Source organism: Cellulophaga sp. 3_MG-2023 (assembly GCF_030546975.1).
Lineage (GTDB): Bacteria > Bacteroidota > Bacteroidia > Flavobacteriales > Flavobacteriaceae > Cellulophaga.
In genome coordinates this window covers 963076-980128 of the sequence record NZ_JAUOPS010000001.1, presented here as the reverse complement: position 1 = coordinate 980128, position 17053 = coordinate 963076, and the positions used below count along the sequence as shown (strand labels likewise).

Below are 17053 nucleotides of genomic sequence, written 5' to 3'. Positions count from 1 at the left end.
TTAATCATTTATTATTAATAACTTTACAAGGTTTTATAGGTCCCAGTAGTAATTTAATAAATTTAAATGAGGAGTAAAAGTCTGTTGTTTGTAATGTTATTGTGTTTTGTAACCGTGTCTGCACAAATATCAGATTTTGCAAGGGTAGAATATAAAGTTTTACCTAGAGGTAGTTCTAATTTTGGATACAGTAGAGCTCGTGCAGCTGTTAATTACCCAATAGAACTTAAAAATAGCAATTACCTTTTGTTAGGTTTAGATTATAGCAATATAGAAATGTCTTTTGACCCTAAAATAGCAAAGTTTAATACAGACATTATTCAGGATTTTCAGATGTTAGAGTTTAACCTAGCATACATTAAAAAATTAAAAAACGATTGGCGTTTGGGTGTACGTTTTACTCCCGGATTTAGCTCTAATTTAGGCAGTAAAATTACCTTTGAAGATGCTGTCTTTGCAGGTGATGTAGTTTTTATTAATGATAAAAGAGATGATACTACTATTGATAAGCCTTACCGTTTAATAGTAGGAGTATCTTATTCGCAAAACAGAGGTATTTCATTTCCTTTGCCTTTTATTAGTTATTACCGTAAGTTTCATCCAAAATGGTCTTATAATTTAGGCGTTCCTAAGTCTAACTTACAATACCATATCTCTAAAAAATCTAGATTAAAACTGGTAACAGAATTAGACGGTTTTACAGCCAATATACAAGAAGGCTTACCTGTTAATAACGAAGAAGATTTAGCTAAAAAAATAAATGTATCTCTTATTTTAGGTGGGTTACGCTACGAGTTTAAAATAAAAGATCACCTAGAACTTTTTTGTAATTTTTCTGGAGTACTTATGGAAACCGCAGAGTTAAGAAATAAAGACAACGACAAGGTATCTACCGTAGATAAAAAAAATACCATTTATTTTGGTACGGGAATACGTATTAGAAGATAGTTAGTCTAAAAATCTTTTAATGTCCTTATTACTTCCGTAAATTACTAAAATATCATCTTTATTAAGTACATTATCTGGGTTAGCAACACCTTGTACTTTAGTAATATTTTTAGTTTTACCCACAATACTTTTTACCTCTTTATTAGCTATTGTTGTTAATACAAGCAAGTTATATTTTTTTCTTATATTAATTTCTCTAATGGTTTTACCATCGTATTTTAAAGGTAATTCTACTTCAACAATACTAAAATCATCATTAAGTTCAAAAGAGTTTAAAACACCTTTTAAACATAGTTTTTTAGCCCATCTTTCTGCAGATTCTTCTTCTGGGTGTACAATTTCATCAATACCAATTGCGTGTAAAACTTTTTCATGTAAAGCGTCTATAGCTCTACTAATTAATCGTTTTACTTGTAAGTTTTTAAATAAAGCGGTTGCCATAATATTTGCTCCTTTATTTTCGCCAATGGCAACAACAACCAAATCTGTATCTTTTAAAGGTAATCCAGATACAGTGTGCTCATCTGTAGCATCCATACAAATGCAATGAGATATACTTTCTTTGTACATATCTACACGGTTCATATTAGTATCTATACCAATAACCTCGTTACCTTGTTCTGTTAGTTTTATAGCTATTGAAGCCCCAAAACTTCCTAAGCCCACAATTATATATTTCATATTAGCTTAATTTATAGTCAATTCTTCAGTTGGATATTTATAATTTCTATGTTTGGTTTTTTTAACCAAAGCAATAAGTAAGGTTAACATACTAACTCTACCAATAAACATAATGCCAATAATAACAAGTTTGCTAGGCGCACTTAATTGCGCTGTAATACCAAGACTTAAACCTACAGTGCTGTAAGCAGAGAAGCACTCAAAAGCAATGTCTAGCAGTTTTTTTTCACTATCAAAAATAGAAACCAGTATAATTCCAGACCCTATAACTAATAGCGATAAGGAAATAACAGCAAAAGCTCTACGTACAGAGATGTCTGCAATTTCTCTTCTAAAAATTTCTATTTTAGATTTACCTTTGGCTAAACTCAAAAAATTAAGCGTAGCAATAGCAAATGTATTTGTTTTTATACCACCGCCGGTAGATGAAGGTGATGCACCAATCCACATTAGTAAAAAGATTAGCATTATAGTAGAAAAGTTTAGTGCAGACATATCTACCGTATTAAAACCCGCTGTTCTAGGGGTGGCAGCACCAAATAAAGCAGTTATAAACTTACCAATACCGCTATGTTCTTTTAACGTATTGTTATATTCATTAATATAAAAAATAATAGTACCAATAACCGTTAAGGAAATGGTTGTAACTAGTGTAATACGGCTATTAATATTTAACACCCAAGGTTTGTGGGTTTCTGTTTTTCCTGATAAATAAAATAATTTTCTAACAAAAAAGTACTTTAAGTATTTAATTAAATTTACGACTATAGGAAATCCTAATCCACCTAAAACAAAAGAAGCAATTAAAATACTATGAAGCATATAATTGTGTTTAAATCCTGTTTGGTATAAACTATTTGGTAACGTAGAAAAACCTGCGTTGCAAAATGCAGAAATAGAATGAAAAAGAGAGAAAAAACAACGTTCAAAAAAGGAACTAAATAACGTTTTATCTACACTACTATAAATTAATAAAGTTGCTAAAATTTCTATAGAGAATGTAATTACTAAAATACGTTTAAGGGTAGAAAATACTTCGCCTAGCTTAGCTGCACCAGTAATGTCGCGTAAAGAAAGTTGATTTTCATAACTAGCACCGCCTTTAAAAAAATAGCTAAAATAACTAGCAACTGTAAGTATACCAATACCACCAGCTTGTATAAGGCATAATATTATGGCTTGCCCAAATGTGGTAAAATAACTGCCAGTATCTACTACAATTAAACCTGTAACACAAACCGAACTTGTAGCGGTAAAAAGAGCATCTAAAAAAGAGATACTGGTATAGGTAGCGTTAGGTAACATTAACAATAATGTTCCAATAAAGATAATACCTAAAAAGCTAATTATAAAAAGTTGTGCCGGATTAAATACGGTACGTTTGTAGTTTACATTTTGCTCAGAAAATTCTCTTATAAAAGTTAGTATAATGGCAAACTTAACCCAAGTGTCATTATATAAAAAAGAAATATGTTTGTGTGCTTCTTCGCCTAAAAAATGAGCATATAAAATAGTTAAGGTGATAAGTATTGTAGCACTATCAAAAATAAGAACGCCACGTTTTATGGTCTTATGCCGCTTAATATAGCGTAACAGTGTGGCTAAAATACCTAAAGTGATAACTATAAAGTAATAGGTATTAAAAACGTACTGTAGTTGAGGAGATTTGTTATATCCAAAATCTATAACAAAAAGGAACAAACCAATTACACTACATATAAAAGTAATACGGTATAGTTGTTTAAAATACTGTTTGTAATTATTTAAAAAATTCAAAATGAGAAGATTTATTTTAAATATTTATGACAAAGGTAGAACTTAAAAAATCTAGTAGTCTTAATAAAAAACTAAATTATACTATCACTATTTATAGGGGGAATCTAGAGTAATTGTTGCATTATATTTGCTATTATGAATATAGGATTTAAAGAAATTGTTATTAGCCTTTTAGTTTTGCTTGTTATACTATTTTACACAGTAAAATCTAAATATATGCTGTCAGAGAAAATGGCAGCCAAAAACTTAAATACTTTTTTAAAGGCGAATTATGGTTCTACACTAAAATATACAGATTTATACAGGTTTTTTAATACGGCAACTATGAATCCTAATTGTTTTAAAGCTGTAATTTATGAAGTTGAAAATCCAAAAATAGAAATGCATTTAACTTTTGATGCGAGCAAAATTGCAGATCAAAAAGATGTTAAATCTATGTATCCAGACGGTTTGTCTTTTCATCAATTTTATATACAAAAACAAGAAGTAGTTGCATCACAAACTATAATAGATGATAAAATGTTAGCTATGGGTGTTTCTCTAGAATGGAGTTATGATCTAGTGATACTTACTTTTGATAAAGAATACTCAGAAACAGAAATAACACACAAAGAACAGTGTTTTTTAGACTTATTTAGTAAAGAAGACACAGATAAATTTGGTTATTACCATAGTTTTAATCTAAAATTAATGTTTTTAAATGACACTTATGCTAGTTTAACGCACTACATAGAAAAAGAGGAAAGTGTATGGGTTTTAAAAGATATAAAACTTAATGAAGACGAAGTTAGTTTTAATAAGATAAATGAGGATGTTAAAGCAGCAATACATAAGTATTTAAAAGAGACGCAGCCTAAATTAATACTAAGTAATTATTTTGGGACATTGGTAAACAAGTCCGACTTTAATAGGGTTATTTGGGTAGAGTATACAGAGGAGAAAAGAACAAAAATAGAAATAGAAGAGGCTAAAAAAGGAGTATATGTATCACCAATAAATGGTTATGTTGTTGTTTATTGGAATATTTATAAAAAACAGGCGCAACACATTGCGTTTATGCCTCTAAAAGAACATCTTACCAGAGTAGAAATTTTAGAGATAGAAAAAGAAAAATTATTATAATTATATTGTTTTACAAAAACCCTTTTAACAATTTTTATGTTTTAAAGACTTAAACCATAATTCTTTTTTGGAGTCCAAATAGTAATTAACTTTAAAATATAGAGATTATGGATTTTAAAATTAAAAAAATAGTTGTTGCTGCTTTAGTTGTATTTTTTATTGCATTTTCTGCTAATGCGCAACGTAGGTCATCTAAAAAAGCAGTAACCAAAACAACAGTAACTAAAACTAAGGTTGTTTACAAAACTCCAAAACCTAAAGTAAGAGTTGTACGTACGTTACCAGCAAAAACAGTTGTGGTAAAAAGAAACGGAGTAAATTACCACTATGCTAATGGTAATTATTACAGACATAATAATGGGCGTTATGTTGCTGTTACGCCACCAATAGGATTAAAAATAAAAACAATACCTACAGGATATAGAAAAGTAGTAATTAGAAATAAACCATACTATTATTTTGGGGGTACTTTTTACATAAAATCTGGTAGTAATTATAAAGTGGTAGAAGCTCCTACAGACGCTATTGTTTATAGTTTACCAGATGAGGCAGACGCTGTTTATATAGATAATAAAGAATACTATAGTTACGACGGTAAACTGTATGAGATTGTAATTACACCAAATGGTAAAGCATTTAAAGTTGTGGGTAATTTATAGTTTTTCAGTTTAACTTTTTAAAATAATAAAAGCCTCAATATTAATTATATTGAGGCTTTTTTATACATATCATTTATTAATTAAAAACAATAGCTGTCTTGTTTTTTATGCTGTAGTTGGCAGCTTCAAAAAGTGTTAGCCAAACTATTTTTTCTATCCAAAAATCACCTTGATTATCAATAGTTTTATAGAGTGTTTCTTTGCTTTGTACTTCTAAATTTTCATTTAATTCTACACCTAACTTTTTTGCAACGCTTTTTAAATCTGTTAATAAACCATAAGAAGAACCAATCATTGCACCGGGAACAGGATATTCATCTGTATCAAAAATTACATCTTCAAAATCTATAGGAATATAATAACCAACACAGTCTGAGTGCACTAAAAGATGACTATAAAACATAGATGTTTCTTCTTCTACAATAGCATCTGCTGCAGGATCTAAATTTTCATCAAAAGGAGTTGGAGTCCAATTTTCATTATTCATATGATAGGCAAAAAAACGTCTTAAATAATGAAGAAAAGAATACGGAAAACCACCAACGTTTAAAGGCTCTACATCTAATTTATTAGGTTCTAAGTGTATTTTGTACCCATTTAACTCTAGTAATTTGTTTACTTGTTCAAATTCAGCTTTGTAAGCTTCATAGCCTTCAGGTTCATTTTTTATAAAGTCTGCTAATATTCCGCTTGTAATAGTTAATCCCATTGTAGTTTTAAATCTATATTTTTAATCACAAACAGTATAAATAATAGATTTTGGATCTATTTTATATTGTTTTTGCTGTGTTGTTACATCTTGTAACATTACATATTTATTTACTTGTAAAAAGTTATGATAGTCACTTGTTTCTTCTTCGTAAGTAGGCGGAACTTTTCCTTTGTAAATATAATTATTTAGCTTTTTCTTATACTTATAACTCTTAGAGTTTATCTCTTCACTTTTAAACTCTTTATACCCAAAGTTGTAATATATAGTTTTGGGAGTAAAGTTAATTGTAGACATTTCTTTTATGAAGTTGTCATTTTCTGAGCCTGGTTTTGGCAAAGGAGATTTTTCTGTTATTTGATACTCCCCAAAGACTAATTTATTGCCATCTATTAATACTCTAATGGGCATTTTATTTTCTGCTCTTGTATATTCAAAAATAATAAAGTCATTAAAATTAGTAGTGTTTTTAAAATTATATAGTATTATTTTTTGATTTTCAGATGCCTCATAAGATTGATTAAATGCTAAAGATATTTGTTGGGGTACACTAGTTGTTTTGTGCACATAAGGAAAATCAAAACAATTGGCATCTTTATTAAAAATAGGAGTTAGGTTTACTGGGCTTTCATTAGTTTTACTGTACGTAATAAGTGTTCTATAGCTAAATCTATCACCCAAAAAAGAAGTTTTAGTAGAGTCTCCAATACTAGGATTGTAACGACCATATACACTAAATGGATATTTAGCTTTATTAGGGTTTAAGTGCAAATATTTTTCTTTTACTACGCGCCAAGTACCTGTTTGTACTTCTCCAAATGAAGCTATTACATATTTATTATTATGGTAAAGAAATAGCGTTGGGCTACCTTCTGGAGATCTATTACCAAAAGATAAGCCATAACTACCAAGTAAGTCTTCTTCTATGTTTTTATATTGTTTTTCTGTGTTATATAAAGAGTCCATATTAGTAATTAAGTAACTTTCTCTAAGTTTTGTTAATTTGGTTTCTATAGCATTACAATTTTCAAATAATTTTGATTGTAAAAGTTTATCGTATTCCTTAAAAGTAGTTTGTTTAATTACCTTTGTAGAGTCTTTTGTACTAAGCGCTGCACAAGATTTTAGCTTTATTTCAAAATCTGCTTGACTATCTATGTACTCAATTTTTTCTATACAATTACAAGTAGCTGAAGCTTTATCGTTAACAATTTCTTCAATACTCTGCGCATTACCCTTGAGTATAGTTATAAATAAGAAGAGAGTTACTAGTATTATGTTTTTCATAGGTACTTTGGTTAGTTTTACAGTTACATTTTATACTGATTATTAATCTTTTTTTCTGGATTAACACATAGTAGGTATAATGATATTAAAAAAATCCACTCTAAGGGTTTCATTAAAATATAGGTGATGTTAGACCCCATTTTTGAGTTGATTTTTAAAGAAAGATTATAGCCATACTTGTCATAATTTCTTCTGATAAAAGAGTGTAAGCCAGGAGATATATCTGTAATCATTTCTTCAAAGGCATTGGCAATTTGTAACTGTCTGTTTACAATAATAGTATTCTTGTGTCTTTTACCTAAACGAATGGGCTTTACAATTTTGGGATCTCCTTTAGCAGCTACAGTGCATAAATAATGACCTTTATGGTCTAGAATAGGAGGGTGCATTTTTTGTGAGAAAGCCCAAGTAGTAGTTTCTGTAAAAACTTTGGTAATAGAGTTTACATCTTGTCCAAATAATAGTAATATTACTGTAACAATAATAAAAACAGGAATAAAAAGTAGTAATGCCCAAACGGACTCGTTAAATCTACTAGCTAAAAAGGTATTGCAACTATTAAGAAACTTATTTTTGTATACTTTGTTTTTAGCCTGTATTTTTTCTTCTTTAATTATTTTTAACAGAAGTCCTACGGCAATAATTAAACTTATAGCAGGTGTAAATACAAATAAGAATGTACCTGTGTTTTCAGCATAAATGCCAAAGCTATCTAAGTTATGATGTGTTATTTGTATAAGTATAGCAGTATTAATACATATGCCGATTATTAAAAAAACTAAGAATAATACAAGCGATAACGGAGGTAGTTTACGGCCTTTAATCCATATAAAACCAGCAGAGATATTAAATAAAATAAAATAAACAATAAGCGTTAGTATGTGTTTGCCGCCAAACGGTATATAACATTCTGGGTCTATAGGGTCTATGGCTTCTGTATGCTGGTGTATATGTGTAAGTATACCCAGAGCAAACAAAAGAAAAGAAAGCAAATACAAAACAAATACAGTAACCTCTATATTACTTATGCCTTTTTTATTCTTTTTTAATGCTTTAACAGTAAAAAATATGAGGACAAAAAATAAAATAAGTAGTAAAGGGATAATCATTGACATTAGCTTTTCTTTTTAATTATACGCAATATTACATTTGGTGTTTATTAAAATTTTATTTCTGATCTTTAATAATATCAGCTACAGCTTGTTTGTATTTAAATTGGTTGCCAGCTTTTTTTATTGCTTTGTATGTTTTTTTTGGGTTGTTAGTTGCTAATGAAAAGAACTCCCAAAACCCTAACATTTTCATTTTTATTGGTGTTGGTCCAGATAGTAATTCATCATACTGATGGTAAATAGTATCGTGAAATTCTTTAAAAATTTGCCATTTATTTTTGGGATATTCTGTTGTGTTGTTTTTTATCATACTTGGTAAAAACGGATCTGCAATTAATCCACGCCCAATCATAAAATGTTGTATGCTAGGGAACTGTTCTTTCATTTTTTTAAATTGATCCACTGTTGTTATATCGCCATTATAATACAATGTATGTTTGGCAACATCTACACATTTTTGAAAACCTTCTAAATCTACACCACCTTTATATAATTGTTTGCCTAACCTGGCGTGTATGGCAATACTTTTTAGTGGATATTTATCTAGTACAGAAAAAGATTCTAGTATTTCGTTACTATTCTCGTATCCTAATCTCATTTTCATAGACACGGTAACATCTGTTTCACTATGTGCACGATCTAAAATATGATCTATTTTCTCTGGATTACAAATAAGTCCAGATCCCATACCACTATTTGTAACCATAGGATAGGGGCAACCTAAATTCCAATTAAGTTCTTTATACCCTAAAGACTGTATGTATTTTATAGCAAATATAAATTGGTCTGCATCTGCCGTCATTACCTGTGGTATAAGGTTTAAAGATGTATTTACCTCCGGATTTAAATCTCTTTGGTAAGAACCTTTTATCACCATTTTTTTATTAAACCTAATGTAAGGCGCATAATACGTATCTATACCACCAAAAAACTTTTGGTGCGCATTTCTAAAGTTATAATCTGTAAACCCTTGTAACGGGGATGATAATAGTTGGTATGACATTAATTGCTTTTAAGCAGCAAATATAAACTTTTGCAAACCTCTTTTTTAGTTATAAGTCTTCTCTGAAACTACTTTATCATTTTTGTACTCAACTTCTTTAGAAATTTTACCATTTAATTTATAATATTTCCACACGCCTGTTTTTTCATCATTCTTATATAAACCCTCACTTTCTACTTTTGCAGCTTCATTATATGTTTTAGCAATTCCGTTTCTTCTTCCATCTATATATGTATAGGTTGTTTCTAGCATATCATCACTATTGTAGTATTTCCACTCGCCAGATTTATATCCTATTTTAAAATCACCTTCTGTAACAAGATTTCCGGTTTTAGAATATTTTTGGTACAAACCATCTTTATAACCGTCTTTGGAGTTTACTACTTCTTTTTTATTTCCATTATCATAAAAACTAGTTTCTGTTATTGGATAGCTAGCAGCATATGTTCTTTCACTCAGTAAAAGTCCGGCAGAACTATAATATGTACTACTACCATCTTTTTTATTATTTACATATGTTTCTACAGAAGTTAGCTTACCATTTGGGTAATATTCTTTTCTAATATAATTTTTGGGAGCACTATACTCTTTTTCCCAAATTACACGGTTGTCTTCTGTTTTTTGAGACCATTTTCCTGTTGCTTTATCAGCATTGTAAAAAGATGTTTCTACCAATTTAGTACCCGTATTCCCATCCTTTAAATAGGTAACCCACTTGCCGTCTTTTAAGTCTTTTTTGTAATTTTCTAAACGTTGTACTTTTCCTTTTTTGTCAAAGGTTTTCCACTCACCATCTTTAAGTCCGTTTTTATAATTAAAATCCTCAAAAACATCACCGTTAGTGTAGTATGATGTACTTTTACCATTGGCTTTTCCGTTTTCATCAAAAACCATTTCTTGTTCTAAATTACCAGAAAAATCATAGTTTTTTTTAGTGCCTACCATTTTACCATTTGCAAACGTTACCTCTGTATATGCACCACTGTTTTCTGCAATTTTGTAGCTTCCATTTAAAAGTTTATTGTCTGTTTTAAATAATGTTTCCTTACCAAAACGTTGTGTATCTACGTTTTCCCACATTAGGTAGTTTACTTGTGCATTTGTAGTTACAGCAAGCAAAAAGGTTAGTATTAGTACAATGTTTTTCATAATAATTTTTTTTAACTAAATGTTAGTTTGTTTTCTGTTATTTAATTTTTTAGCTAGAACAAGTTAATATTCTAAACTCTCTGCGTTTAGTTCATCTACATCTAATTCTTCTGGTTCAAGTTGTTCTGTAGTTACATTAATATGAAACTCTTTAAGTAACTCATAAACATAATCTGCATTACCTTCATGATGTCTTCTAGCCCAAAATGTATATAAATAAGTTAATCTGTCTTCAGTTTTTAAATCAGTTGTTAAATAAGTTTCTTTTTTATAGGTAGAGTAGTTTTCATACTTTAAAATAGTTTTTAATTCTTTTAAAATGCTATCATCTACAGTTTTAGAAATAAAGTCATCAATTTCAATATTATTACCTTCTTTGGCCATAGAATATATTTCTTTCAGTATATATTCATTTTCTCCAATATCATCATGAATTAATAATGAGGATTTTAACATAGCCTCTGCACCAGAGTTTTTATAAATTTTATTATTTTCAAAAAGCTTGTAAATATTATCTTTAACTTGTGGAGTAAATATTTTTTTTAAACTTTCTGGACTTCTATCAATTTTAGAAACTATATAAGAATAATATTCGCTTTTTGTTTCAAAATCAGAAAACCCATTGTAAGAGTAAAAAAAATAGCTAACTGCAATACCTCTACGTGCATCACTATTATCTAGATCAAAACTATCAAAGAGATGCTGAATCATTTGTTTTTTATCAGTTAAAATGTCAATAGATTCTGCTATTATTGAATTTTTAGACTCTTCAGTTTCCTTATTTTTAGCTATTTCATCTCTTAGACCAGCAATAGTATTATTTAATCTTTCATTTTGTCTTTCTTTGGTACTACTTCTTATTTTTTCTTTTTCAATTACTTTTTCTAATTCAACTATTTTATCATTAGTACTAGTCTTTTTACAAGAAATAACCAGAGTAATAATAAGAGCAATTATAATTTTTTTTATCATTGGATTTAATTTTGATTGTTTTTTAGTTCTAGCATTGTTTTTTAATGAAAGAACTATTACAACTATCAATATTAAGTATATTACCCTGAGCGGTAATTAACCAATTAATATTCGTAAGGTATTATTGTATTTTTGAGTGATGATGTGCTTAGAATTATAAAATCTTATTGTTTTTATTTATAGCTTCTTTATAAATTTTTGAATCTCTTAACTGTAGATCTGTTGCTAATGCTTTTATATAAGTAATACCTAAATCTTCCCACTCACTAACTTGTGCAGCATTCAACCTTATTTCTCTAACTTGGTTTGCTATACCACCAAGAAAAACCCATAAAAGGTAATTGTTTGTACTTGTTTTGCTAAATATATAAAACCAATCTTCCCAATGTATAAGGGTATCTTTAGATTTTAATAGTTGCAAGTGTATTTGCTTAATACTTATGTTGTTATCTAGTACAGATAGCTCAAAAAAATCTTGATTACTATTATTTACATAGTTAAATATTTCTGATTTGTTTTTATCAGATAGCTTATAATCTACCTTTAAAAAGATGACTAATTTTTCTAAATCTGTAAAGTTTAATGAGGTTTTGTAGTAGTACAATTTATTTTGCCAAATTTTATAATTAGCAGTAATTTTAGATAAAATAAACTTGTCTGTTTTGGTATAAATTAAATCTAAAGGCATATTAAATTCACTGTATTTAATTATAATTTAGTAAGCAGTACTTCTTTAAAATATTTATAATAAATTTCATCATTATAATAGCCCGAATTGTCGTTCTCTAAAAAAAATAAAAGCTCTTTATCTGGTAAAAAAGATAAAATAATGTTCTCAAAACCATCATCTATAATAAACGTATTTGTATCTTCTGTGTGTAAAATTTCAATATAGTCTGATGAGTAACTAATTTGATCTTTAAGAACACGTAAAGATTCTTTAGTGTATTTATTTTTTATTTTGATTTCTTTTTTAACTGGCGTTTGCTTTAAGTCTTTTAATAATTTAGCTAAAGATGAATCTTTAACAATTGAAAATTCAAAATCTAACTTATTAGGTTCGTAAGTGTACCTAAAATTTTTAGGTTGCCTTTTGGTGTTCACAATTATAGTATCTATAAGAGAATTACTAAAATACCTTGGAAAATGTAACGGAACAACATTGTCTAGTTTTTCCCAATTTAGTTCTTTTTGGTTTTTATCATTTAAATGTTTTGCCATACGTAGTATGTCAATACTTTCATATAAAATTTCAGTATCTGTAATGTCTTTATTAAAACCTGGTATTTTTTGACTATGAAAAAGGTCAAATCCTTTTTTTAACCTATTGTATTTAAAGTGTATTAACTCTAAACCAGATATTATACTTGTACTATCTGCATAATCAATCCTATTATGTTGTTTTATTAATTTTTCTTTAGTTATAGCTAATGAATCTTCACTAGGTAAAAAAAACAAAAAAGTATTTCTCATCCCATCAGATCTAAAATCTTCTTCTTGGGTTAAAAATCGTATTGGATTATACTTATTAACCTCTTCCGTAATAATTAAATCTCCTACCTTAACTCTGTATTTACCAACAGTACTTTTAAAAGCTCTAAAATTTATAGGAACTAATAATTTTCTATCTTCTTCGGTTACATACCTACAAACTGATGGTTCAGAAATTAAATTTTTAATGTCCTCATCAGTAGGTATTTTTAGCGTGTCTTCTAGTTCAGGGATTATATAAAAAGTATCAAACCTTAAATTTAAGTCTAGATTTAGGCAACCACTTAAAAGGAAAATACAAGCTAGTGCTAAAGTTAATTTTATGTAGAATTTCATTTTACATTAAGTTTAAAAGAGCATTTATTCTAGTTCTTTAATCATAATATTTTTAAAAGCTATGCCTTGGCCTTCTGCTTGTAGTCCAATATAGCCACTGGTTAGGGGAGTGCCATCAATTTTAAGTTCTGGATTATAACCGTGTACAACACCGCCACCAATTTTTGGTTTGGTATATTCTAAAACCTTTACGCCATTAACTTTGTGTATAATTAGAGAGTCTCTGTAAACAATAAGTTCACCTTGTACCCATTGGTCCCATTTAAATGTTTTAGAAGTAGATCTAATACAGTGGCGAGCATCTTCTTTTCCTTTAAAAACTATATCTGTACCAGGAGAGCACATATTACCTGTAGGTCTTGGTTCACCTTCTTTTTCCTCTGCAAGTATTTGGTATTCTATTGATATTGGCCAGTCTTGTTCTTTTAAAATAGTTTTAGGATCTTGAGAGTGAAACATAATACCGCTGTTTCTGTACGTAAATTTAGGAGCATCTTTTAACCATTGGTCTGTAAACTTATATTCAAATTTAAGATGATATGATGAAAATGGCTCATTGTAAAATAAATGCCCATTGCGCTTATCAAAAGTTGTGTAATCGTCATAATTTACAGCTATAGTGCCATTGGTTACTCTAAAGGTATTTGCATAATTATCTCCTGTAACGTGGTGATTTAATTTAGGAGTCCACCCGCTTAAATCCTTGCCATTAAATAAACTACGCCATTCTCCTTTATCAGTTTTTACTTTATTACTACCACAAGAAATGGCAATTACTATTATAAGTATTGTTAAGCACGTTTTTACTGTTTTCATTATGGAGTTTTTTTTAATTGGTATAAGTTATGGTGTTTATTTATGTAGCTAAATATAAATATTTATGTATTAGAAGTCTTAAATGTAATGGTTTATACGGAGTAAACGAAGTAAAAACAAAAAAGCGCTTAGTTATAAAACCAAGCGCTTCACTTTATTTTTGTATAAATTTAGTTTTTAATATGCATCTACATACAAAACTTGTCCGGTTATAAAACCATCTACAGACCTTTCAAAAGCTTTACCAACCAGTCTCCCTGGTACTGGTTCAAAACCAGGCATCATTTCTCCGTAAACATCCCAAGCTTCTTCTAATACAGTTGGGTTTATAGAGTTTACGCGTATACCTCTTGGCATTTCAAAAGCAACACATTTTACAAAAGTATCTATAGCTCCACTAGTAGTGGCATCTGCAATTGCAAACGGAATAGGTTTTACATTTAAAATTCCTGTTATTAAAGTAAAAGAGCCCTTGTCTGCAATATATTCTTGGCCAATACGCACAATGTTTATTTGTCCCATCATTTTACTTAGTATAGTGCTCATCCATTGCTCCTCTGTCATTTCTGTAAAGTTTGCGTATTCACATACTCCAACTGTATTTACAACAGCATCAAAATGACCTACATCTGTATATAATTTTCTTAAAGATGTTTCACTAGTAATATCTACCTGATAGTCATAATTTCCGGCAGAACGTCCTGCGGTTATAATTTTATGTTTCTTAAGACCAGTTAACGCTGCTTGTCCCATTTTTCCGTTTGCTCCAATTAAAATTATTGTTTTCATATGATATATTTTTTGTGTTAAAAATCATATGCAAATTTATTATGAGTTAGTGGGGTAGGACTAGGACATTTGTCTAATAATCTATATTAGCTCTTATTCTGCTTAAATGTCTTTGTGTAACTCCTAGGTAAGAAGCTATATAAACTAAAGGAATTTCTTTAATATACTTTGGCTGTTTAGTTATTAAATCTAAATAGCGTTGTTGTGCTTTATCTTTTTGATGATTAAAAATCCATTTTTCTAGTTCTAGATATTCTTGTTCTGCAATTATTTTTAAAAACTGTAGCCAATTAGTATTAGATTTTGCTAAGTTATTTAAGGTTGTTTTTGGAATAGTAATTATTTTAGAATTGGTTAATGCTTGTATATTTTCTTTAGATCCCTCACCTGATATAAAAGATGAATAAGCCATTAATAAACTATTTTGAAAAGTGAAGCAATAGGTAATTTGATCTTGGGAATTTGAATGGTAAAAAGAGCGAAAGATGCCAGAAACAACAAAAGAAATATTGTCGCATATTTCATCTTCCATTAAAAAAAAATCATTTTTTTTTAATGTTTTATACTCGCAGATATCAAGAAAATTTTCAATCTCTTCATTACTAAATAAATTAAATGATTCTAAATATGCCTTCATTGTATCTTTCAATTTTTATGAGCTGTAATTATTCTAATATAGTAAAGAATATAAGGTTTATAAGTATAGAAGCTTCCTTTTTTTTAAATGCACACCTATAAGTGTTTTAATTTTAGCCCTTTATAATTTGAGTTAATCTTTGCATAAGCAGTTTCATCAATTAATATAACAATCAAAAGTATAGCGGTTTTGTTACATTAAATACGCATATCCTAAAGCATTAATAAAAATTAAACGCAACTTTGTTGCATTAGTAATTGCTTTATATATATTTGCACACCAATAAATAATTTAAAACATAATATGAAAAAGATTAATTTTTTGCCTTTTTTGGCAGCAACTATTTTATTTACAGCTTGCTCTAAAGATGATGACAGCTTAGATGATCAAGTAGATCATAATGATGATCATAAAAACGTTTCGTTATTAATTTCTGATGTTAATTCTACAGAAATTAACTTTTTAAACCCATATAGTAAAGAGGTTCAAACCTACCAAGCATCTTATACTAAAGGTGCTGTATATGCTACAGAATCTGGTAGATATGGTGTTATAACACATAGAGATAATAATTACACAGAAACTTTTAATATTGGAGGAGAAATTGATCACGGAGATCATAGTCATGATTTAGGTGAAACCGGTTTAGCAGCTATAGGTTTTGAAAGTGAAAAACCAACTCATTTTAAATCTGAACATGGTTACGTAGCGGTTTATAATGATGGGGATGCTACGCTTAGTATTTTTAATGAGGAAACAATTGTAAATAGTAGTGCTGTTAAACACATACCAACAGGTACAGTTGCTCACCATGGTGCTATGGTATTTTTTAAAAATGGTACTATAGCAGTTACTAATTTAGGAGATGGCGCCAGCTTACCCTTAAAAGTACACATTATAAATGAAGACGGAGAAGTTGTATCAGATGAAGAGCAAAGCTTAGTTACATCTGGTATTCACGGTAGTGCAGGCAATAATACTACAGCAATATTTGGTTCTAACACAGGAGTTTTAGTTGTAGATGATTCTGGAGATCAAAAAATTATAGATTACCCATCTAGTTTTGAAGAAAATGTATGGTTTGGTAGCCTTTTAGCAACTAGCTCATCTAATTTATTTGTTGGGTATACCACAAGTAAAGGTGTATATTTTATAAACATAGACACAGAAGAAATAACACCAATACATGAAACTACAGAATTATTTAAATGTATGGTTTCTAAGGATAAAGAAGAAATTGTAAGTTTAACTAAAAGTGGAGAATTAAAAGTAACAGATGTATCTACAAAAACAGCAGTATTTAATACTGTTTTATCTGTAGATATGGATACAGAATCTACAGGACATACATCTGTAACTAGCTCAATAGATTATTATGACAATTATTTATTTGTTTCTGTACCGTCTACTAAAAAAGTAATACAATACAGTTTAGATGATATGGAGATTAGTAATGAGTTTCAATTAAATATTACTCCTTACCAGTTTAAAGTTTTAGCTTACGATATAGAGCACTAAAAATAACTTACTTTATAAAAGAAAAACCGAGTCTTTTGCTCGGTTTTT

The 17053-nt window shown here is 28.9% G+C and carries 17 protein-coding genes; 4 read left to right on the top strand and 13 right to left on the bottom strand.

Annotated elements, in window-relative coordinates:
- The first annotated feature begins 66 nt into the window (after positions 1-66).
- Complete coding sequence (locus tag Q4487_RS04140; protein ID WP_303541502.1) at positions 67-948, top strand: DUF6268 family outer membrane beta-barrel protein; 882 nt, start codon at positions 67-69, stop codon at positions 946-948.
- Here the strand turns inward: Q4487_RS04140 and Q4487_RS04135 are convergent, their stop codons facing one another.
- The gene (locus Q4487_RS04135) at positions 949-1629 is read right to left on the bottom strand and encodes a TrkA family potassium uptake protein (RefSeq protein WP_303541504.1); all 681 of its coding nucleotides are present in this window, start codon (positions 1627-1629) and stop codon (positions 949-951) included.
- A gap of 6 nt (positions 1630-1635) precedes the next feature.
- Positions 1636-3405 (bottom strand): TrkH family potassium uptake protein, encoded by a 1770-nt coding sequence (locus Q4487_RS04130; protein ID WP_303541506.1) that lies wholly within the window; start codon positions 3403-3405, stop codon positions 1636-1638.
- Positions 3406-3540: 135 nt separating this feature from the next.
- On the opposite strand from Q4487_RS04130, the gene Q4487_RS04125 reads away from it, so the two are divergent.
- Both Q4487_RS04125 and Q4487_RS04120 read left to right on the top strand, forming a co-directional pair.
- On the top strand, positions 3541-4527 hold the full coding sequence (locus Q4487_RS04125) for a hypothetical protein (RefSeq protein ID WP_303541508.1): 987 nt from the start codon (positions 3541-3543) through the stop codon (positions 4525-4527).
- Between the two features lie 107 nt (positions 4528-4634).
- Positions 4635-5186 carry a DUF6515 family protein gene (locus Q4487_RS04120; protein ID WP_303541510.1) on the top strand — a complete coding sequence of 184 codons (552 nt, stop codon included), beginning with the start codon at positions 4635-4637 and terminating at the stop codon, positions 5184-5186.
- 76 nt (positions 5187-5262) lie between these two features.
- On the opposite strand, the gene Q4487_RS04115 is transcribed toward Q4487_RS04120, so the two are convergent.
- The 11 genes from Q4487_RS04115 to Q4487_RS04065 all read right to left on the bottom strand — a co-directional run bounded on the left by Q4487_RS04115 (position 5263) and on the right by Q4487_RS04065 (position 15487).
- Positions 5263-5895: a hypothetical protein gene (locus tag Q4487_RS04115; protein WP_303541512.1), complete on the bottom strand. Its 633-nt coding sequence runs from the start codon at positions 5893-5895 to the stop codon at positions 5263-5265.
- Positions 5896-5916: 21 nt separating this feature from the next.
- Complete coding sequence (locus Q4487_RS04110) at positions 5917-7182, bottom strand: hypothetical protein (RefSeq protein ID WP_303541514.1); 1266 nt, start codon at positions 7180-7182, stop codon at positions 5917-5919.
- 23 nt (positions 7183-7205) lie between these two features.
- Complete coding sequence (locus Q4487_RS04105) at positions 7206-8297, bottom strand: DUF6688 family protein (RefSeq protein ID WP_303541516.1); 1092 nt, start codon at positions 8295-8297, stop codon at positions 7206-7208.
- Between the two features lie 52 nt (positions 8298-8349).
- Positions 8350-9297: a tRNA-dihydrouridine synthase gene (locus tag Q4487_RS04100; protein WP_303541519.1), complete on the bottom strand. Its 948-nt coding sequence runs from the start codon at positions 9295-9297 to the stop codon at positions 8350-8352.
- A gap of 45 nt (positions 9298-9342) precedes the next feature.
- Positions 9343-10446, bottom strand: coding sequence for a toxin-antitoxin system YwqK family antitoxin (locus Q4487_RS04095; RefSeq protein ID WP_303541521.1), 1104 nt, complete (start codon positions 10444-10446; stop codon positions 9343-9345).
- Between the two features lie 63 nt (positions 10447-10509).
- Positions 10510-11418 (bottom strand): hypothetical protein, encoded by a 909-nt coding sequence (locus Q4487_RS04090; RefSeq protein ID WP_303541523.1) that lies wholly within the window; start codon positions 11416-11418, stop codon positions 10510-10512.
- A 154-nt stretch (positions 11419-11572) separates the two neighbouring features.
- Complete coding sequence (locus Q4487_RS04085) at positions 11573-12106, bottom strand: hypothetical protein (RefSeq protein ID WP_303541525.1); 534 nt, start codon at positions 12104-12106, stop codon at positions 11573-11575.
- A gap of 20 nt (positions 12107-12126) precedes the next feature.
- Positions 12127-13245 (bottom strand): hypothetical protein, encoded by a 1119-nt coding sequence (locus Q4487_RS04080; RefSeq protein WP_303541527.1) that lies wholly within the window; start codon positions 13243-13245, stop codon positions 12127-12129.
- A 24-nt stretch (positions 13246-13269) separates the two neighbouring features.
- Positions 13270-14061, bottom strand: a complete 792-nt coding sequence (locus Q4487_RS04075) for a DUF1080 domain-containing protein (RefSeq protein ID WP_303541529.1) — start codon at positions 14059-14061, stop codon at positions 13270-13272.
- Positions 14062-14238: 177 nt separating this feature from the next.
- The gene (locus Q4487_RS04070) at positions 14239-14850 is read right to left on the bottom strand and encodes a short chain dehydrogenase (protein WP_100895695.1); all 612 of its coding nucleotides are present in this window, start codon (positions 14848-14850) and stop codon (positions 14239-14241) included.
- Positions 14851-14923: 73 nt separating this feature from the next.
- The gene (locus Q4487_RS04065) at positions 14924-15487 is read right to left on the bottom strand and encodes a Crp/Fnr family transcriptional regulator (protein ID WP_100896853.1); all 564 of its coding nucleotides are present in this window, start codon (positions 15485-15487) and stop codon (positions 14924-14926) included.
- Positions 15488-15790: 303 nt separating this feature from the next.
- Here Q4487_RS04065 and Q4487_RS04060 point away from each other — a divergent pair, with 303 nt between their 5' ends.
- On the top strand, positions 15791-17005 hold the full coding sequence (locus Q4487_RS04060; RefSeq protein ID WP_303541533.1) for a hypothetical protein: 1215 nt from the start codon (positions 15791-15793) through the stop codon (positions 17003-17005).
- Positions 17006-17053 lie beyond the last annotated feature (48 nt).

Bases quoted from the DNA above. Each gene is read 5' to 3' on its own strand.
- Q4487_RS04140 (WP_303541502.1), top strand. From the start codon at position 67: ATGAGGAGTAAAAGTCTGTTGTTTGTAATGTTATTGTGTTTTGTAACC.
- Q4487_RS04135 (WP_303541504.1), bottom strand. From the start codon at position 1,629: ATGAAATATATAATTGTGGGCTTAGGAAGTTTTGGGGCTTCAATAGCT.
- Q4487_RS04125 (WP_303541508.1), top strand. From the start codon at position 3,541: ATGAATATAGGATTTAAAGAAATTGTTATTAGCCTTTTAGTTTTGCTT.
- Q4487_RS04120 (WP_303541510.1), top strand. From the start codon at position 4,635: ATGGATTTTAAAATTAAAAAAATAGTTGTTGCTGCTTTAGTTGTATTT.
- Q4487_RS04115 (WP_303541512.1), bottom strand. From the start codon at position 5,895: ATGGGATTAACTATTACAAGCGGAATATTAGCAGACTTTATAAAAAAT.
- Q4487_RS04110 (WP_303541514.1), bottom strand. From the start codon at position 7,182: ATGAAAAACATAATACTAGTAACTCTCTTCTTATTTATAACTATACTC.
- Q4487_RS04105 (WP_303541516.1), bottom strand. From the start codon at position 8,297: ATGTCAATGATTATCCCTTTACTACTTATTTTATTTTTTGTCCTCATA.
- Q4487_RS04100 (WP_303541519.1), bottom strand. From the start codon at position 9,297: ATGTCATACCAACTATTATCATCCCCGTTACAAGGGTTTACAGATTAT.
- Q4487_RS04095 (WP_303541521.1), bottom strand. From the start codon at position 10,446: ATGAAAAACATTGTACTAATACTAACCTTTTTGCTTGCTGTAACTACA.
- Q4487_RS04090 (WP_303541523.1), bottom strand. From the start codon at position 11,418: ATGATAAAAAAAATTATAATTGCTCTTATTATTACTCTGGTTATTTCT.
- Q4487_RS04085 (WP_303541525.1), bottom strand. From the start codon at position 12,106: ATGCCTTTAGATTTAATTTATACCAAAACAGACAAGTTTATTTTATCT.
- Q4487_RS04080 (WP_303541527.1), bottom strand. From the start codon at position 13,245: ATGAAATTCTACATAAAATTAACTTTAGCACTAGCTTGTATTTTCCTT.
- Q4487_RS04075 (WP_303541529.1), bottom strand. From the start codon at position 14,061: ATGAAAACAGTAAAAACGTGCTTAACAATACTTATAATAGTAATTGCC.
- Q4487_RS04070 (WP_100895695.1), bottom strand. From the start codon at position 14,850: ATGAAAACAATAATTTTAATTGGAGCAAACGGAAAAATGGGACAAGCA.
- Q4487_RS04065 (WP_100896853.1), bottom strand. From the start codon at position 15,487: ATGAAGGCATATTTAGAATCATTTAATTTATTTAGTAATGAAGAGATT.
- Q4487_RS04060 (WP_303541533.1), top strand. From the start codon at position 15,791: ATGAAAAAGATTAATTTTTTGCCTTTTTTGGCAGCAACTATTTTATTT.